The sequence below is a fragment of the Streptomyces sp. NPDC005820 genome (assembly GCF_040630255.1).
In the GTDB taxonomy this organism is placed as follows: Bacteria; Actinomycetota; Actinomycetes; order Streptomycetales; family Streptomycetaceae; genus Streptomyces.
Map to the genome: position 1 here is coordinate 71,656 of NZ_JBEXXE010000033.1, position 16,799 is coordinate 88,454.

The window sequence follows — 16,799 nt, forward strand, 5'->3', positions numbered from 1 at the left end:
CGTGTACTTGAGGCCTTTCCGGGAACGTCTGCGGGGGCGGTCAGTGCTGGTAGCCGTAGACGCCGCGCGCCTGGTCACGGACGAGGCGGCCCTTCTCCAGCTCGATGACGCGCTTGCGCATCTGGTCCACGATGTTCTGGTCGTGCGTGGCCATCACCACGGTCGTGCCGGTCCGGTTGATCCGGTCGAGCAGCTTCATGATGCCGACGGAGGTCTGCGGGTCGAGGTTGCCGGTCGGCTCGTCGGCGATCAGCAGCTTGGGCCGGTTGACGAAGGCCCGCGCGATGGCGACGCGCTGTTGCTCACCACCGGAGAGCTCACCGGGCCTGCGGTCCTCCTTGCCGCCGAGCCCGACCAGGTCGAGCACCTGCGGCACGGACTTGCGGATCTCGCCCTTGGACTTGCCGATGACCTCCTGCGCGAAGGCGACGTTCTCCGCCACCGTCTTGTTCGGCAGCAGCCGGAAGTCCTGGAAGACGGTCCCCAGCTGGCGGCGCATCTGCGGCACCTTCCAGTTGGAGAGCCGTGCGAGGTCCTTGCCGAGGACGTGCACCTGGCCGTGGCTGCACCGCTCTTCGCGGAGGATCAGCCGTAGGAAGGTGGACTTTCCGGAGCCGGAGGACCCCACGAGGAAGACGAACTCGCCCTTCTCCACTTCCAGGGAGACATCCCTGAGTGCGGGGTGGGTCTGCTTGGGGTAGACCTTGGAGACGTTGTCGAATCGGATCACGGGTGCACCACGGGTCGCCGGGGGTAGATGAGCGTGACCATACGCGAACCGGGCGCGTGGGCGCAGTCGCCGGGAGGGGTTGCGGCAGGCTTGTGCGTTTTTGTACGGGACTTTGTCCCGGAGTTCGTCCGGGCCCCTCTCCGGCAGGGCCGCGCGGCCCTGCCGGGAACCTGGCACAGTGGAGGGGGAACGTTCTCGGTTTCTTGAGCGTTGATGTACGTGGAACCGGTGCAAGGAGGGCGAGGCGCATGACGTACGACCGGCTGGTGTGCGCTAACTGCGCGGCGCCCGTGAGCGAGGGCCGGTGCCCCGTGTGCCGTGCGAACCGCGAGCGGCTGCAGCAGGAGAACTTCTTCGCGGGGCTGAACCCCATGGCGCTGATCGCGCTGCTGGCGGTTCTGGTGGCGGCGGTGGCGCTGCTGGCCCACCAGACCGCGTAGCGGCCCGTCCTACGACGCGGAAAGGGCCCGGAGCCGATGGATCGGCTCCGGGCCCTTTCCCGTGTACGTCACCTCACGTCACGCACCGGTGCGGCTACCGTCAGGCAGCGGCCCCGCGGCCCGCGACGACGCGCGGCAGGACGCGGAACGCGACACCGCCGGCGATCATCGTGGCGGCGCCGATGATCAGGAAGGTGGTCTGACCGGCACCGGTCTCGGCGAGCTCCCCGCCGCTGCCCTGGGCGGCGGTGTCGGAGCTGCTGTCCGAGGTGTCGGTCAGGGCGGAGGTGCCCTCCTCCTGGGTGGAGGTGCCGTCGGTGTCGGTGCCGCCACTGGTGGACGAGCTGCCACCGTCGGTGGAGGAACCACCGGTGGAGCTGGAGCCGCCGGTGGAGTCGTCACCGGTCGTACCGGTGGTGCCGGTGGTGCCCGTGGTGCCGGTCGTACCCGTGGTGCCCGTGGTGCCCGTGGTGCCGGTCGTACCCGTGGTACCAGTGGTACCCGTGGTACCGGTCGTACCCGTGGTGCCGGTGGTACCGGTCGTACCCGTGGTGTCCGTGCCCGTGGTGCCCGTGGTACCGGTCGTACCCGTGGTGTCCGTACCCGTGGTACCGGTGGTACCCGTGGTGCCGGTCGTACCCGTGGTGTCCGTACCCGTGGTACCGGTGGTACCCGTCGTGTCCGTACCCGTGGTGCCGGTCGTCCCGGTGGTGTCGGTGCCCGTGGTGCCCGTGGTGGTGCAGACCCCGATCGGGTCGCACGGGTCGGGGTCGTCCTGCGTGGTGACCTCGGTGTTGTCGGACGTCGAGACAAGCCCGCTCAGGCCGTCCTCGCCCGCGGCCGAGGCGACGCCCGCCACGGTCAGGGAGGCGCCCGCGGCGATCACGGCGCCGGCGGCGAGCCGCGCGACCCGGATCCGCGTCTTCTTTGTCATAAAGCTGCTACCCCCAGTAGCTGAATCGTCGATGAGGGCGCGCTCGGGGCGGTGATCGACGGGGGTAGCTGAACTGCTGGCTGAAACCCCCCGGTTCACATGCGCCCCGAAGATACGCATGCCACACTGCACCCTCCCGATTTTTCAAGGCATCGTCAAGGTCGTTGCGGGCGCAATGTCCAAGTCGGGGGTCTTTGCGTAACGTTGGAGCCGTGAATGTGATGTAAAAGGCAGCAAGAAAGGCAACCACCCCTGATTCAGGGGCGGTTGCCTTATCGACAAACCTACTTCTCCTGCTGCTTGCGCCAGCGAATACCGGCTTCCAGGAACCCGTCGAGCTCACCGTTGAAGACGGCCTCGGGGTTGCCGACCTCGAAGTCGGTGCGGAGGTCCTTGACCATCTGGTACGGGTGCAGGACGTAGGACCGCATCTGGTTGCCCCAGGAGTTGCCGCCGTCGCCCTTCAGGGCGTCCATCTTGGCCTGCTCCTCCTGCCGGCGCCGCTCGAGGAGCTTCGCCTGCAGCACGTTCATCGCGGTCGCCTTGTTCTGGATCTGCGAGCGCTCGTTCTGGCAGGAGACGACGATGCCGGTCGGGAGGTGGGTGAGCCGCACCGCGGAGTCGGTGGTGTTCACGCCCTGGCCGCCGGGCCCGGAGGAGCGGTAGACGTCCACCCGCAGCTCGGACTCGTCGATCTCGATGTGGTCGGTCTGCTCGACCACGGGAAGCACCTCGACACCCGCGAAGGAGGTCTGGCGGCGCCCCTGGTTGTCGTAGGGCGAGATGCGCACCAGTCGGTGCGTGCCCTGCTCCACCGAGAGCGTTCCGTAGGCGTACGGCACCTGCACGGCGAAGGTGGTCGACTTGATGCCGGCCTCTTCCGCGTACGAGGTCTCGTAGATCTCGGTCTTGTAGCCCTTCTGCTCGGCCCACCGCAGGTACATCCGCTGGAGCTTCTCGGCGAAGTCCGCGGCGTCCACGCCACCGGCCTCGGCCCGGATGTTCACGAGCGCCTCGCGGGAGTCGTACTCCCCGCTGAGCAGCGTCCGCACCTCCATCTCGTCCAGCGCCTTGCGGACGGCGGCGAGCTCGGACTCGGCCTCGGCACGGGTGTCCGGGTCGTCCTCCTCCTCGGCCATCTCGAACAGCACGGCGAGATCGTCGATCCGGCCGCGCAGCGCTTCCGCCTTCCTGACCTCGGCCTGGAGGTGGGAGAGCTTGCTGGTGATCTTCTGCGCCTCGTCCGGGTTGTCCCACAGGGACGGCGCGGCCGCCTGCTCCTCGAGCACGGCGATGTCTGCCCTCAGCTTGTCGAGGTCCAGAACGGCCTCGATCGACTCCATGGTCGAGGAGAGGGACTTGAGCTCTTCGGATACATCGACGACTGCCACGCCCTCCAGCGTAACGGACCCGCCATCCGCTCCCCTCCGACGCCGGTCACGACCCCCGGGGGCTACGGGGTGGACGGGGCCGAAGTGCCGCTGTCCTGGGGGGACGCCCCCGCGTCGTCGCCGGCGGTCACCGCCCAGGTGCCGATGCCCACCGCCGCGACCAGCGCCACCGCCGCCGTCCCCAGGGTGATCCGGCGCCGCCGGGTGGCCGCCCGGTTCCGTGCGGAGCCCGGACGGGGCGCCCCCGCCGCCCTCGGCACCCGCGCCGTCCCGTGCGCCCCGCCCGCCAGCTCGTCGGGCGCCGGCACCCGCATCGAGGTGTGGGTGTCCCGGTTGGAGTCCGGCTTGGCGCCCGGCACCAGCGGCACCGACCCCCGCCGGGCGCGCCCGGCGGGCGCCGCCGGGGCGGCCGACGCCGGGTCCGCGGGCTCGCCGCCCTCCGCCGTCGGCTCGGTGTCCGGCTCGTCCACGTCGAGCGGCGGCATCCCGGCCAGCGTCGGCAGCTGCTCCCGCAGCCGCGCCGCCACCTCGGACGCCCGCAGCCGCGACGCCGGCCCCTTCGCCAGACACTGCACGATCAGCTGCCACAGCTCGTCGGGGATGCCGGGGAGCGGAGCGACCGTCTCGGTGACATGGCGGCGCAGCACGGCCCCCGGATGTCCCCCGCCGAACGGGGTGAACCCGGCGAGGAGCTCGTACAGCACGGTCGCCAGGGCGTAGATGTCCACGGAGGCCCGCGGCGGCAGCCCCTCGACGATCTCCGGGGCGAGATAGTCCGGCGTGCCGATGATCTTCGTGGCCCGGGTCCGCTTCGGGGTGTCGATGAGCTTCGCGACCCCGAAGTCGGTCAGCAGCGCGCGGTGCGAGCCGCCGGGGCCCAGCGGACCCTGCATGTCGAGCAGGACGTTCTCCGGTTTGACGTCCCGGTGCACGACCCCGGCGGCGTGCGCCGCGGCCAGCCCCTCCGCGACGTCGGCGACGATCGCCACCGCGGCCTCGGGCGCGAGCCTGCGGTCCCGGTCGAGCCGGGTGCGCAGATCGGTGCCCCGGACCAGGTCCATGACGAGCGCCAGGTCGTTGCCGTCGACCACCAGGTCCCGTACGGAGACCACGTTCGGGTGTTCGAGCCCGAGCAGGGCCGTGCGCTCCTGCACGAAGCGGCCCACGAGCTCCTCGTCGGAGGCGAGGTCCTCGCGCAGCAGCTTGATGGCGACGGGCCCCTCGGGTCCCTCGCCCAGCCACACCGTGCCGGCGCTGCCCCGTCCCAGGATCTGGTGGGCGGTGTACCGGCTGCCGATCTTCCGTGCCAAGACTGCTCCTACAGACGCGTGTTGCCGAACAACGTACGCGTCCTACGAGCCAACCTTCACCGCGGAGACGGAAATCACCCGCCAGATGTCGACAAGTCCACAGACTCACGGTCGGGCACAGCGCGTTCTCAGGGTTTGTTGCCGCCGGAGTCGCCGCCGAGGTCGGCGAGGTCACCGACGAAGCTCGTGAACTGGTTGAACAGGTGGGTCAGCTCGCCCCACCAGGTGCGGCCGGTGCCGATCCACTCCTGGAGCGGGCTGAACTCCCAGATGAGCCAGCCGGCCACGAAGAAGATGACGATCGTGAACAGGCAGCCCTTCAGACAGCCGAGGCCGGGGATCTTCATCGGATTGGCGCTGCGCTGCCTCGGCTCGCGGGGCTCCCGGGGCTGCCGCGGCTCGGGCGCGGGCCGCTGCGGCTGGCGCTGGGGCTGCTGCTGCGGGGCCGGAGCGGGGGCGTACCGCTGGGGCTGCTGCTGGGGCTGCTGCGGCGGCGCGTACTGCTGCTGGGGCTGCTGCTGATAGCCGTACCCGCCCTGCTGCTGGGGCGCGTACCCGCCCTGCTGCGGTGGGTAGCCGCCCTGCTGGGGGCGCTGCGGCGGCTGCTGCGGCCGGGCGACCTGCCGCTGGGGGCGGCGGCGCAGCGGGTCCTCGCCGGGGTCGAGGTACTGCTGGACCTGCGTCTGCTCGTTGCGGTCGCGGGCCGCGCGCAGCTGGGTCTGCCAGGGGTGCGGCTGTTCGGGCTGCTGCTGTCCCGGCTGGTGCTGCGGCACCGGCGGCAGCACGGCCGTCGGGTCGGCGGCGCCGCCCGGGCCGCCCGTGTGCGGCAGTACGGCGGTGGGGTCGGCGGCGCCGGCGGGACCCGCGGCGGCACCGGTGTGCGGAAGCACGCTGGTCGCGGCGTTCGGGTCGTACGCCCCCTGGGGCATGCCCGCGCCCGCGTCCGCGCCCGGCACCTGTGCGGGCGCCGGGTCCGGGGCGAGGAGATGGACGACGCCCTCGGCGGCGGCGATCTGCATCGAGTTGGCGTGCACCCCGATGCCCTCGGCGACGATCCGCAGTCCGCGCGCGAGGTTCTGGGCGCTCGGCCGGCCCTCGGGGGTCTTGCTCAGGCAGCGCTCTATGACCGTCCACAGCGGGTCGGGGACGGTGGAGGGGCGGCGCGGCTCGGCGCTGAGGTGCTGGTGGAGCACTTCGAGCGCGGAGCCGCCGGCGAACGGCGGGCGGCCGGTGACCAGTTCGTACAGCAGGATGCCGGCGCCGTAGATGTCGACCGCCGAGGTCTGCGGACGGCCTTCCGCCGACTCGGGCGCCACGTACGCGGGCGTGCCGACGAACTCGCTGGTGCGGGTCAGGCCCGGGGAGTCGGCGAGGCGGGCGATGCCGAAGTCGGTGAGCATCGGGTGCATCTGGCCGCCCTCCTGCATCAGCAGGACGTTGGCGGGCTTCAGGTCGCGGTGGACCACGCCGTCGGCGTGGCTCGCGGCGAGCGCGTCGGCGACCTGGGCGGTGAGCAGCGCGGCGGCGACCGGCGTCAGCGGTCCGTTCTCGCGCAGGTAGCGGTGCAGGTCGGGGCCGTCGACGAGGTCCATGACGAGCGCCAGCAGATCGCCCTCGACGACCAGGTCGCGGACCCGGACGATGTTCGGGTGGGTCAGGCGGAGCAGCACGGACCGCTCGCGCAGGAACCGCATCACGACATCGGGGTCGCTCGCGAGTTCCTCCTTGAGGACCTTGATCGCGACGGTCTCCCCGGGCTGACCGGGCACGGCCGCCTCGGCGCCCGCGGTCTCGCGCTGGCGGGCTCGCCAGACGGTGCCCGTGGCGCCGCGTCCGAGCGGCTCCTCGAGCAGGTACTTGCTGCCGACTGGCCGCACGTGACGCGCTCCCTGCTGCTTGCTTGCCTGTTCTGTCTGTGTGTCCGACCACTGTAGTGCCGGGGTCCCCGGACCGGGCTGTCCTCGTCCTGTGGGCCCTGCGTACGGTTACGTGCCTTCTTCCCTGCCCGTTCGAAGGGAAGACGCGCCCCCCGGTCCCCCGGTTGCCGCACCCCGGCGTGACCGATCTCAACTGATCGTCGTCCGATCGCCGGCGATGCAATGGTCAGGCACTTTTGCGGGCAGAGCCGACCAATCAAGATCACTTGCGCTCGGGCGGTGGGCGGATTGTCAGTGACAGATGCGAGGATGCCTGCAGTACTGGCCGATGTGCTCGTGTGGGGTGGGGGGTTGTCCGCGCCCGGGCAGAAGGGACCGCTGACGGCGATGCAGATCCGGCTGACCGTCGTAGACCCGCTGGGCGCGCCCACGGACGCGCGGGGCCGCGCCGCGAGCTGCGACGTACTGGTCACGGCGCCCGCCGGCACGGCCCTGGCCGAGGTCGCCTCCGCCCTGTCCGCCGCGGTCTCCGGGGAGAGCGCGAGCGGCGCGCCCGTCGTCCTGTACGCGGGCGCGGAGCGGCTCGACAGCCGGCGCTGCACCCTCGGGGAGCCCCCGCTGACCGACGGCGCGGTCCTCGCCGTGGGCGCCCCCGCCGACCCCGAGCCGCATCCCGAGGTGGACGACGCCCCGGCCCGGCTGCACGTGGTCGCGGGCCCGGACGCGGGCGGGGTGCACCTGCTGCACGGCGGCCAGGTCCGCGTCGGCCGCTCCGCCGAGGCCGACGTCCCGCTGGACGATCCGGACGTCTCCCGGCTGCACTGCGCGGTGACCCTCTCCCCCGACGGCCGCGCCACGGTCACCGACCTCGGCTCCACCAACGGCACCACCCTGGACGGCGACCGGGTCCCGTCGCGCCCCGTCCGGCTGGCCCCCGGCGCGCTGCTGAGGGTCGGCGAGTCGGCCCTGCGGCTCGCTCCCCCGGGAGGCCCGGGAGCCCGGGTGGCCACCACCCCCGACGGCGAGGGGCACATCCGCGTGCCGTGCGGGGACACGACGGACGACGCCGGGGGACGTTCCGACGGCGGGCACGCGCGCGAGACGGCCCCCGCCGACCGGACCGGTACGGCGCGTACGCCCCAGGCGCGCGAGACACCCGCCGGGCAGACCGGCGGCTTCACGGGCGCCGCCGGAACCGCCCCCGCCCGCGTGCCGGGCGCGCGGACCGACAGCCCGGAGCCGGCCGGCCCGACCGGCCCGACCGCGCCGCCCCACGGCCCGACCGGCCACGCCTACGGCACGGTCGACTGGACCGGCGACACGGCCCCCCGCATCCCCGGCCGGCCCTCCGGCGAGACCCCGTCGGTCCCCGGCCAGGGCAGCGCACCGCGCATCGAGAGCCACCGGCCCGCCGACGAGGCCCGCCCCTCGACGGACCGCCACCCCGCGCCCCCCGCCGGGGCGTCCCAGGACACCCACGCCGGCCGCGTGAGCCTGGACTCCCTCACCCAGCCCTACGCCGACGCCCCGCACGACGACGCCAGGGGCCCGCACACCGCCGACCCCCACCAGGAACCGCCCGCCGCGTCCCGCCGCAAGGGCACGCCCCTGCGCGGCACCGACGTCCCGCCCGGTGTCCGCAAACGCGGTGGTCTCTCCGCGTGGGCGCGCCGGCTGGCCGGCGGACGCGGCGGCGCGCAGGACGGCCCGGACACCGACGCGTACGACGACCCGCCGGGCGCCGGGACCCCCTCCTCGGCCGTCGCCGCGCCCGCCCCGGAGACCTGGCCGGACCCGGCGGCGCTGCTGCTGACGGCCCTGGCCCCGGGCCCCCGGCTCTGGGAGCGCGGCCCGCGTCACCCGGAGGCGCTGACGGTCCGGCTCGGCACGGCGGACCGTCCGGCGCCGGACGGCTCGGGCCTGCTGCCCGCCGTACCGGTGACGGCGGGCCTGCGCGAGGCGGGGGCGCTGGGCCTGGCCGGGCCGCGCCCACGGCTCGCGGGACTGGCCCGCGCGGTGCTGGCGCAGCTGGCCGCGCTGCACTCCCCGGACGCCCTGGAGATCGTCCTGATCAGCACGGACCGGGCGCGTACCGAGCAGGAGCGCACCGCGGAGTGGTCCTGGCTCGGCTGGCTGCCCCATGTGCGTCCCGGCCACGGCCAGGACTGCCGCCTGCTGCTCGCCTACGACCACGACCAGGCGGCGGCCCGTACCGACGAGCTGCTGCGCCGGCTCGCGGACCGGCAGCCGGACGGCGGCGCCCCGGCCCCCGTCACCGCGCACCGCCCGTCCTGGGCGCGGGCCGAGGACGGGGCGGGCTTCCCCGGCCCGTACACGGTGGTCGTCGTGGACGGCGACCCGGGCGGCGCCGATCTGCGGGAGGCGGTCACGCGGCTGGCGGTGGCGGGCCCCCGGGCCGGCATCCATGTGCTGTGTCTGGCCGAGACGTCCGCCGTGTCGCCCGCCGCCCCGGTGACGCAGGCGTACGAGGCGGCCTGCGCGACGGCGCCGGCGTTCCGGGCGTGCGGGGCGGTGGCCCTGCTGAGCGGGGACGTGGCGACGGCGCTCCGGCTGTTCCGGGTCGCGCCGGAGGGCGACGGCAGGCCGGGCCCGGTGGGCCGGGGCACGCTCGCCGCCGTGGACGCGGTCTCCCCCGCCTGGGCCGAGCGGTTCGCCCGCGCCCTGGCACCCTTGCGCCCCGACGGCGGCGGCGAACGGCACACACGCGTGTCGGCCCCCCTGCCCCCGTCCGCCCGGCTCCTCGACGAACTGGGCCTGGCACGGGCCACCCCGGCCTCCCTGCTGGCCCGCTGGGCGGACGCGGCCGACGACACCGAGGCCCTCGGCGGGCGGGCCTGGGCCGTGCTGGGCGCCGGCCCGCGCGGTCCGGTCGCGGTGGACCTCGCCACCGAGGGCCCCCATCTGCTGATCGAGGGCCCGCCCGGCAGCGGCCGTACGGAACTGCTGCGGGCGGTCGTCGCGTCGCTGGCCGCCGCCGAGCGCCCGGACCGGCTGAGCGTGCTGCTGCTGGACGGCCGCGACACCGTCGGCAAGGGCACCGGCCAGGGCGACGGCCTGCGCGTCTGTACGGACGTACCGCATGTCACCGGCCATCTGACCGCCAACGACCCGGTCCGGATGCGGGAGTTCGCGCAGTCGCTGAGCGCCGAGCTGAAGCGGCGGGCCGAACTGCTCGGGCTCTCCGACTACGCCGAGTGGCACACGCACCGCGAGGTGTCCGGCCGGATCGTCCCGCAGCGCGCCCCGGCCGCCCCCGCGCCCTCCGCCTCCGGCGCCGCCGACCTCGACACCCCGCCCAGCTCCACGCTGCGCCTGCGCCCCTCGGCGGCCGCCCGCCGCCAGGCGGAGGCACCCGCTCCGCTGCCCCGGCTGGTGGTCGTGGTCGACGACCTCGACGCGCTCGTCTCCCCCGCCCTGGGTTCGCCCGGCCGCCCCGCCGCGGGATCCGTGATGCGCGCGCTGGAAGCGGTGGCCCGTGAGGGCGACCGCCTCGGCGTGCACCTCGTGGCGGCCACGGCTCCCGACGCCCGTACGGCGGAGTCGGAACCGGCCCGCCGTTCCACCGTTCGGATCAGCCTCGACCCCCCGGGTTCGGGCGCCGACGAACCGGCCCCCGGCCGGGGCCGCCTCAGGGGCGCGGACGGCCGCCTCACCCCCTTGCAGGGCGGCCGCGTCACGGGCCGGATCCCGCGCACGGCCACCCTGCGCCCCACCGTGGTCCCCCTGGAATGGCACCGCATGGGCGACCCGCCCACCCGCCGCCCGGTCCGCGAACTGGGCAACGGCCCGACGGACCTGGCCCTCCTGGCCAGCGCCCTGGACCGCGCGGCGTCCACCGACCAACACCGCTCAGGCACCTCCAGCCCCTCCGGAGTCTGACGAACGGCACGACTACTCAGCCCGTCCGGCGTTTGAGGACGAGGCCCGTTCAGGGCCGAAGCGGGGGCCTGGGGGCGGCAGCCCCCAGATCCACGCCCACACGGAGAAACATGCACCCTGCAGTCACGACGCGGTCACGATCCCCCGGTTGACAGCGCGGGCGCTCTTGCCGACCTCCGTCACCCGGCGTAGACCAGTGCTCACGGGACAGCGCTCGACGTTCGACGAGATCCGAAGAACGGGGTCGTGATGCGCAGGACGAGCAACACCATCCGGACACGCAGGACCGTGAAGACGGCCGCCGCGCTCGCGGCGGGAGCCCTCGCGCTCTCGCTCACCGCGTGCGGCGGAGACGACGACAAGAGCACCGGCAACGGGAGCGGCACCGGCACGGAGGACACCGGGAGCGGCCTGACCCTCCCCAAGCTGGACGGGACCACGCTCGAGGTGGCCGCCGTGTGGACCGGCGCGGAGCAGGCCAACTTCAAGAAGGTCCTGGCGGAGTTCGAGAAGCGCACCGGCGCGAAGGTGACCTTCGTGCCCGCGCAGGACCCGATCATCAACTTCCTGGGGTCGAAGATCGCGGGCGGTGCGCCGCCGGACGTGGCGATGCTCCCCCAGCCCGGTGCGATCAAGCAGGCGGTGGACCAGGGCTGGGCGAAGCCGCTGGGCGCGGACGCCCTGAAGGAGCTGCAGAAGAACTACTCGCAGGGCTGGCAGGACATCGGCAAGGTCGGCGGCAAGCAGTACGGCGTCTACTACAAGGCCGCCAACAAGTCGCTGATCTGGTACAACGCGCAGGTCTTCGAGAACGCGGGCGCGAGTGAGCCGAAGACGTGGGACGAGCTGCTGAACACCGCGCAGACGGTGTACGACTCCGGTGTCACGCCGTTCTCGATCGGCGGTGCCGACGGCTGGACGCTCACCGACTGGTTCGAGAACGTCTACCTCTCCCAGGCGGGCCCGGAGAAGTACGACCAGCTCGCCCAGCACAAGATCAAGTGGACGGATCCGTCGGTGACGCAGGCGCTGACCACGCTCGCCCAGATCTGGGGCAAGAAGGACTGGATCGCGGGCGGCGCGAGCGGCGCGCTGCAGACGGAGTTCCCGGCGTCGGTGACGCAGACGTTCACCGGCGGCGACCAGCCGAAGGCGGCGATGGTCTACGAGGGCGACTTCGTGCAGGTCAACATCGCGGACACGAAGGCGAAGGTGGGCACGGACGCGAAGGTGTTCCCGTTCCCGAAGGCGGGCGACACCGCGCCGGTGGTCTCCGGCGGTGACGCGGCGGTCATCCTGAAGGACTCCAAGGGCGCGCAGGCGCTGGCGACCTTCCTGGCCTCGCCGGACGCGGCGACGATCCAGGCCAAGCTGGGCGGCTACCTCTCGCCGAACAAGAACGTCGCGATCTCCTCGTATCCGAACGAGGTCCAGCAGAAGATCGCCAAGGCGCTGATCGCGTCCGGCGACGACTTCCGCTTCGACATGTCCGACCAGGCCCCGCAGGCCTTCGGCGGTACGCCCGGCAAGGGCGAGTGGAAGGATCTGCAGGACTTCCTGAAGAACCCGACGGACGTGGCCGGCACCCAGAAGCAACTGGAGTCGGACGCGGCGGCGGCGTACGGGAACTGACCCGGCGATGCGGCAGTCCGTAACCGGCACGCGCAAAACCGTGGCGGCGCTGTTCCTGCTGCCCTCCCTCGTGCTGCTCGGCGCGCTCGTGGTCTACCCGATCGGGTACTCGGTCGTGCGCAGTTTCTACGACCAGTCCGGCGACGGTTTCGCCGGCGTCGACAACTACAAGGCCCTCTTCACGGACGCCGGCATCCGCACGGCCCTGAAGAACAACGTGATCTGGGTGGTGTTCGCGCCGACGGTGGCGACCGCCCTCGGTCTGATCTTCGCGGTGCTGACCGAGCGGGTGCGCTGGGGCACGGCGTTCAAGCTGGTCGTCTTCATGCCGATGGCGATCTCGATGCTCGCCGCCGGCATCATCTTCCGGCTGGTGTACGACCAGGACCCGGACAAGGGTGTGGCGAACGCGGTGTGGGTGGGCGTGCACGACACGTTCGTCCAGGCGTCCGCGTTTCCGAAGGCCCACCCGGGCCGGGACTCGCCCCTGAAGGCCGACGACGGCGGCTTCCTCACCGAGGCGCCCGTCCGCGCCGGCGAGCCGGTCGCCCTCCCGCTGGTCGGCGTCGCCCCCGACCAGCTGCCCGACGACGCGAAGAAGGCCGTACCGGCCGCAGCCGACCCGGGGAAGATCACCGGCACCACCTGGCAGGACTTCACCCGGGGCAAGGGCGTCGGCACCCTCGGCGCCCCCGACCCCACCGAGCTGGGCTATGCCGGGATGCGGATCGAGGCGGTGAAGGACGGCAGGGTGGTCGCGTCCACCACGGCCGCCGACGACGGCACCTTCAGCCTGCCCTCGAAGGCCGACGGAGCCCGGCTGCGGCTGCCCGCGAGCAACTTCAAGGAGCCGTACAACGGCCTGGACTGGCTCGGCCCGTCGCTGGTCACACCGGCGATCATCGGGTCGTACATCTGGATGTGGGCGGGTTTCGCGATGGTGCTGATCGCGGCCGGGCTCGCCGGGGTGCCGCGCGAGCTCCTGGAGGCGGCGCGGGTCGACGGGGCGAACGAGTGGCAGGTGTTCCGCCGGGTCACCGTGCCGCTGCTCGCGCCGGTCCTCGCGGTCGTCACCGTCACCCTGATGATCAATGTGCTGAAGGTGTTCGACCTGGTGTTCATCATCGCCCCGGGCTCCTCGCAGGACGACGCGAACGTGCTGGCCCTCGAGCTGTACCGCAAGGGCTTCTCGGAGAACCAGCCCGGCGTCGCCAGCGCGATCGCGGTGTTCCTGCTGCTGCTGGTGATCCCGGTGATGTGGTTCAACGTGCGCAGGCTCAGGCGGGAGGTGCGGCGATGACGACGGCGGGCAGGTGGCTGATCGAGAAGGTCAACAGCGGTCTGGTGCGGGGCTTCCTCCTCGTCGTCGGCCTGTTCTGGCTGGTGCCGACGATCGGTCTGCTGATCTCCTCGCTGCGCTCCCCGGAGGACCTGAGCGCGAGCGGCTGGTGGACGGTGTTCAGCAAGCCCTCCCAGCTCACCTTCGACAGCTACCGCAAGCTCCTGGAGAACGGCGACATCACCGACTCCCTCGTCAACACGGTGCTGATCACCGTCCCGGCGACGCTCCTGGTCGTGTTCATCGGCTCGCTCGCCGGATACGCCTTCGCCTGGATGGAGTTCCCGGGCCGTGACTGGTGGTTCCTGGCCGTCGTGGGGCTGCTGGTGGTGCCGGTGCAGGTGGCGCTGATCCCGATCGCCGAACTCTTCGGCAAGCTCGGCCTGTTCGGGTCGGTCTTCGGGGTGGTCCTGTTCCATGTCGGGTTCGGTCTGCCGTTCGCGGTGTTCCTGCTGCGGAACTTCTTCGCGGAGATCCCCCGCGAACTGCTGGAGGCGGCCCGGCTGGACGGGGCGGGCGAACTGCGCCTGTTCTTCCGGGTCGTGATGCCGCTGGGCGGTCCGGCGATCGCGAGCCTGGCCATCTTCCAGTTCCTGTGGGTGTGGAACGACATGCTGGTGGCGCTGGTGTTCACCGACGCCGACAGCCAGCCGATCACGGTCGCCCTGCAGACGCAGGTCCGCCAGTTCGGCAACAACATCGACGTGCTGGCGCCCGGCGCGTTCATCTCGATGGTGATCCCGCTGGCGGTGTTCTTCGCGTTCCAGCGGCAGTTCGTGTCCGGGGTGATGGCGGGCGCCGTCAAATAGCCCGGAGGACAACGCGCGGGAGGGGGCGGGACGTCACGGTTCCGCCCGCCTTCGTTCACCCGGAATCCCCCGAATGCCGTACGAACCGTAACCGATTCACTCCATCGGCCGTTCCCGGGCAAGGCCCTGCCCGCGCCGACCCATGGATGCCCCTTGCCCAGGTTCAGTGTCATCGTCCCCGCGTACAAGGTTCAGGCGTATCTGCACGAGTGCCTCGAATCGGTGCTGTCCCAGTCGTGGACCGATCTCGAACTGATCGCCGTCGACGACTGCTCGCCGGACGCCTGCGGAGAGATCATCGACGAGTTCGCGGCCCGCGATCCACGCGTGCGCGCGGTGCACCTGCCGGAGAACGCGGGGCTGGGCCGGGCCCGCAACGCCGGTATGCGGGTGGCCGTCGGCGACTATCTGCTGTTCCTGGACTCCGACGACTCCCTCACCCCGGACGCGCTGCGCGCGATCGCCGACCGGCTGAAGGAGACCGGCGAGCCGGACGTCCTGGTCTACGACTACGCGCGCACCTTCTGGACGGGTGAGGCCGAACGCAACAAGGTCGCGGAGCTGCTCGGCGAGGAGGGCCCGGCCCCGTTCCGGCTGGAGGACCGCCCGGACCTGTTCCGGCTGCTGATGGTGGCCTGGAACAAGGCCGTCAGGCGGGAGTTCGTCGACCGCGTGGGCCTGGCCTTCCCGCCCGGCTACTACGAGGACACCCCGTGGACGTACCCGGCGCTGATGGCGGCCGAGTCGATCGCGACGCTCGACCGGGTCTGTGTGCACTACCGCCAGCGCCGCCGCGGCAACATCCTGTCCACCACCAGCCGCCGGCACTTCGACGTCTTCGAGCAGTACGACCGGGTCTTCGCGTTCGTCGAGGAGCGCCCCGAGCTCGCGCGCTGGCGGCCGGTGCTGTTCCGCCGCATGGTCGACCACTTCACGACGATCTTCACCAAGCGGGACCGGCTGCCGCGCGCCGCCCGCGCCGAGTTCCTGCGCCGGGCCCGCGCCCACTACCGCCGCTACCTCACCCCGGGCACCAGGGTCCCGCTGCGCTCCCGCATGCGCCACACCCTGGTCCACCTCGGCCTGCACCGCACCTACCGGGCGCTCCAGGCGGCCATGACCCTGCGCCGCCGCACCCTGAAGCTCGGCGTGAAACTGGCCCGCGCCCTGCGGGCCGCCCTGCTCCAGACGCACTACCGCGTCCAGCTGCGGCTGCCCCTGCGCGCCGACCGGGCGGTGTTCGGGGCGTACTGGGGGCGGGGGCACGGCTGCAACCCGGGCGCGCTGGAGGCCGCGTTCCGCGCCTACGCGCCCGAGGTGCGCACCGCGTGGATCGCCCGCCCCGAGCACCGGCAGGCGATCCCGCCTGGCCCGCGCCCCCTCACCCCCGGCACGGCCGCCTACTGGACGGCGCTGGCCCGCTCCAAGTACCTCGTCAACAACGTCAACTTCGACCGCCGGCTGGTCAAACGGCCCGGCCAGGTCTTCGTGCAGACCCAGCACGGCACCCCCCTCAAGCACATGGGCCTCGACCTCCAGGAACGCCCGGCGGCCGCCCGTGACATGGACTTCGAGGAGCTGCTGCGGGGCGTCGACAAATGGGACTACGTCCTGTCCGCCAACCGCCACACCACCCTGACCTGGGAGCGCGTCTACCCCGGCCGGTACCGGACCCTGGAGTACGGCTATCCGCGCAACGACGTCCTCCAGCGGGCGACCGCGGCGGACGTGGCCCGGCTGCGCGACTCCCTCGGCATCCCCCGGGACACGGTCGCGATCCTGTACGCGCCCACCCACCGCGACCACCGGCGCACCCAGCGGCCCGCCCTGGACCTGGAGCGCGTCCTGCGCCGTCTGGGACCGCGCTTCGTGGTGCTGGCCCGCGCGCACTACCTGCAGGGCGCCCTCCTCGCGCACCGCACGCCCGGCGTCATCGACGTCGGCGACCATCCCAGTGTCGAGTCCCTCTGTCTGGCCTCGGACGCCCTGGTCACGGACTACTCGTCGATCATGTTCGACTACGCCAACCTGGACCGGCCGATCGTCGTCCACGCCCCCGACGAGGACTGGGCGGCGTACCGGGCGGCCCGCGGCGTCTACTTCGACCTGCGCGCCTTCCCGCCGGGCGCGGTGGCCCGCAGCGAGGACGAGCTGATCGACATCTTCAGCACCGGCCACTGGCGCGGCTCCCGCTCGGCCCAGCTGCGGGCCGGGTTCCGCGAGCGGTACTGCCCGTACGACGACGGGCGCGCCGCCGAGCGGGTCGTACGGCGGATCGTGCTGGGCGAGACGCAGCTGCCGCCGGTCGTGCCGCTCGCCGAGCGCCGGCCCGTGCCGTCGGCGGCGGCCTCGGGCCACCCCCCGCTCACCGCCGTGCCGCAGCCTTCCGGCGCGCACCCCGTCACCGACGGCCGCTGAACGCCGTTTGCCCGACGAA

At 72.8% G+C, this 16,799-nt stretch carries 11 protein-coding genes; 6 read left to right on the forward strand and 5 right to left on the reverse strand.

Going from position 1 to position 16,799, the window contains the following annotated elements; all coding sequences use genetic code 11:
* Positions 1 to 40: 40 nt before the first annotated feature.
* Positions 41 to 730, reverse strand: a complete 690-nt coding sequence (gene ftsE / locus ABZ464_RS34315; protein ID WP_059203505.1) for a cell division ATP-binding protein FtsE — start codon at positions 728 to 730, stop codon at positions 41 to 43.
* 248 nt (positions 731 to 978) lie between these two features.
* Here ftsE and ABZ464_RS34320 point away from each other — a divergent pair, with 248 nt between their 5' ends.
* Positions 979 to 1,170: a hypothetical protein gene (locus tag ABZ464_RS34320; protein WP_055639109.1), complete on the forward strand. Its 192-nt coding sequence runs from the start codon at positions 979 to 981 to the stop codon at positions 1,168 to 1,170.
* Positions 1,171 to 1,270: 100 nt separating this feature from the next.
* On the opposite strand, the gene ABZ464_RS34325 is transcribed toward ABZ464_RS34320, so the two are convergent.
* The 4 genes from ABZ464_RS34325 to ABZ464_RS34340 all read right to left on the reverse strand — a co-directional run bounded on the left by ABZ464_RS34325 (position 1,271) and on the right by ABZ464_RS34340 (position 6,682).
* Positions 1,271 to 2,104 (reverse strand): hypothetical protein, encoded by an 834-nt coding sequence (locus ABZ464_RS34325; protein WP_359283618.1) that lies wholly within the window; start codon positions 2,102 to 2,104, stop codon positions 1,271 to 1,273.
* 284 nt (positions 2,105 to 2,388) lie between these two features.
* The gene (prfB, locus tag ABZ464_RS34330; RefSeq protein ID WP_359283620.1) at positions 2,389 to 3,495 is read right to left on the reverse strand and encodes a peptide chain release factor 2; all 1,107 of its coding nucleotides are present in this window, start codon (positions 3,493 to 3,495) and stop codon (positions 2,389 to 2,391) included.
* A gap of 62 nt (positions 3,496 to 3,557) precedes the next feature.
* Positions 3,558 to 4,805: a serine/threonine-protein kinase gene (locus ABZ464_RS34335; protein ID WP_359283622.1), complete on the reverse strand. Its 1,248-nt coding sequence runs from the start codon at positions 4,803 to 4,805 to the stop codon at positions 3,558 to 3,560.
* Positions 4,806 to 4,933: 128 nt separating this feature from the next.
* A complete protein-coding gene (locus ABZ464_RS34340; protein WP_359283625.1) occupies positions 4,934 to 6,682 on the reverse strand; it encodes a serine/threonine-protein kinase in 1,749 nt (582 codons plus the stop codon).
* A gap of 387 nt (positions 6,683 to 7,069) precedes the next feature.
* Between ABZ464_RS34340 and ABZ464_RS34345 the strand changes: the two genes are divergently transcribed.
* The 5 genes from ABZ464_RS34345 (at position 7,070) to ABZ464_RS34365 (ending at position 16,780) form a co-directional block, all read left to right on the forward strand.
* Entirely contained in the window at positions 7,070 to 10,582 is a 3,513-nt protein-coding gene (locus ABZ464_RS34345) for an FHA domain-containing protein (RefSeq protein WP_359283721.1), read from the forward strand.
* 249 nt (positions 10,583 to 10,831) lie between these two features.
* Positions 10,832 to 12,214 carry an ABC transporter substrate-binding protein gene (locus ABZ464_RS34350; protein ID WP_359283628.1) on the forward strand — a complete coding sequence of 461 codons (1,383 nt, stop codon included), beginning with the start codon at positions 10,832 to 10,834 and terminating at the stop codon, positions 12,212 to 12,214.
* A 7-nt stretch (positions 12,215 to 12,221) separates the two neighbouring features.
* Positions 12,222 to 13,514, forward strand: coding sequence for a sugar ABC transporter permease (locus ABZ464_RS34355; RefSeq protein WP_359283631.1), 1,293 nt, complete (start codon positions 12,222 to 12,224; stop codon positions 13,512 to 13,514).
* Complete coding sequence (locus ABZ464_RS34360) at positions 13,511 to 14,362, forward strand: carbohydrate ABC transporter permease (protein ID WP_359283634.1); 852 nt, start codon at positions 13,511 to 13,513, stop codon at positions 14,360 to 14,362. The genes ABZ464_RS34355 and ABZ464_RS34360 overlap by 4 nt, the downstream gene beginning before the upstream one ends.
* A gap of 153 nt (positions 14,363 to 14,515) precedes the next feature.
* Entirely contained in the window at positions 14,516 to 16,780 is a 2,265-nt protein-coding gene (locus ABZ464_RS34365) for a bifunctional glycosyltransferase family 2 protein/CDP-glycerol:glycerophosphate glycerophosphotransferase (RefSeq protein WP_359283637.1), read from the forward strand.
* The last annotated feature ends 19 nt before the right edge of the window (positions 16,781 to 16,799 follow it).

What these genes read in the sequence shown, in the direction of transcription:
- ABZ464_RS34350 (WP_359283628.1), top strand. Translation starts at nt 10,832, where the DNA reads ATGCGCAGGACGAGCAACACCATCCGGACACGCAGGACCGTGAAGACG.
- ABZ464_RS34345 (WP_359283721.1), top strand. Translation starts at nt 7,070, where the DNA reads ATGCAGATCCGGCTGACCGTCGTAGACCCGCTGGGCGCGCCCACGGAC.
- ABZ464_RS34355 (WP_359283631.1), top strand. Translation starts at nt 12,222, where the DNA reads ATGCGGCAGTCCGTAACCGGCACGCGCAAAACCGTGGCGGCGCTGTTC.
- ABZ464_RS34320 (WP_055639109.1), top strand. Translation starts at nt 979, where the DNA reads ATGACGTACGACCGGCTGGTGTGCGCTAACTGCGCGGCGCCCGTGAGC.
- ABZ464_RS34360 (WP_359283634.1), top strand. Translation starts at nt 13,511, where the DNA reads ATGACGACGGCGGGCAGGTGGCTGATCGAGAAGGTCAACAGCGGTCTG.
- ABZ464_RS34325 (WP_359283618.1), bottom strand. Translation starts at nt 2,104, where the DNA reads ATGACAAAGAAGACGCGGATCCGGGTCGCGCGGCTCGCCGCCGGCGCC.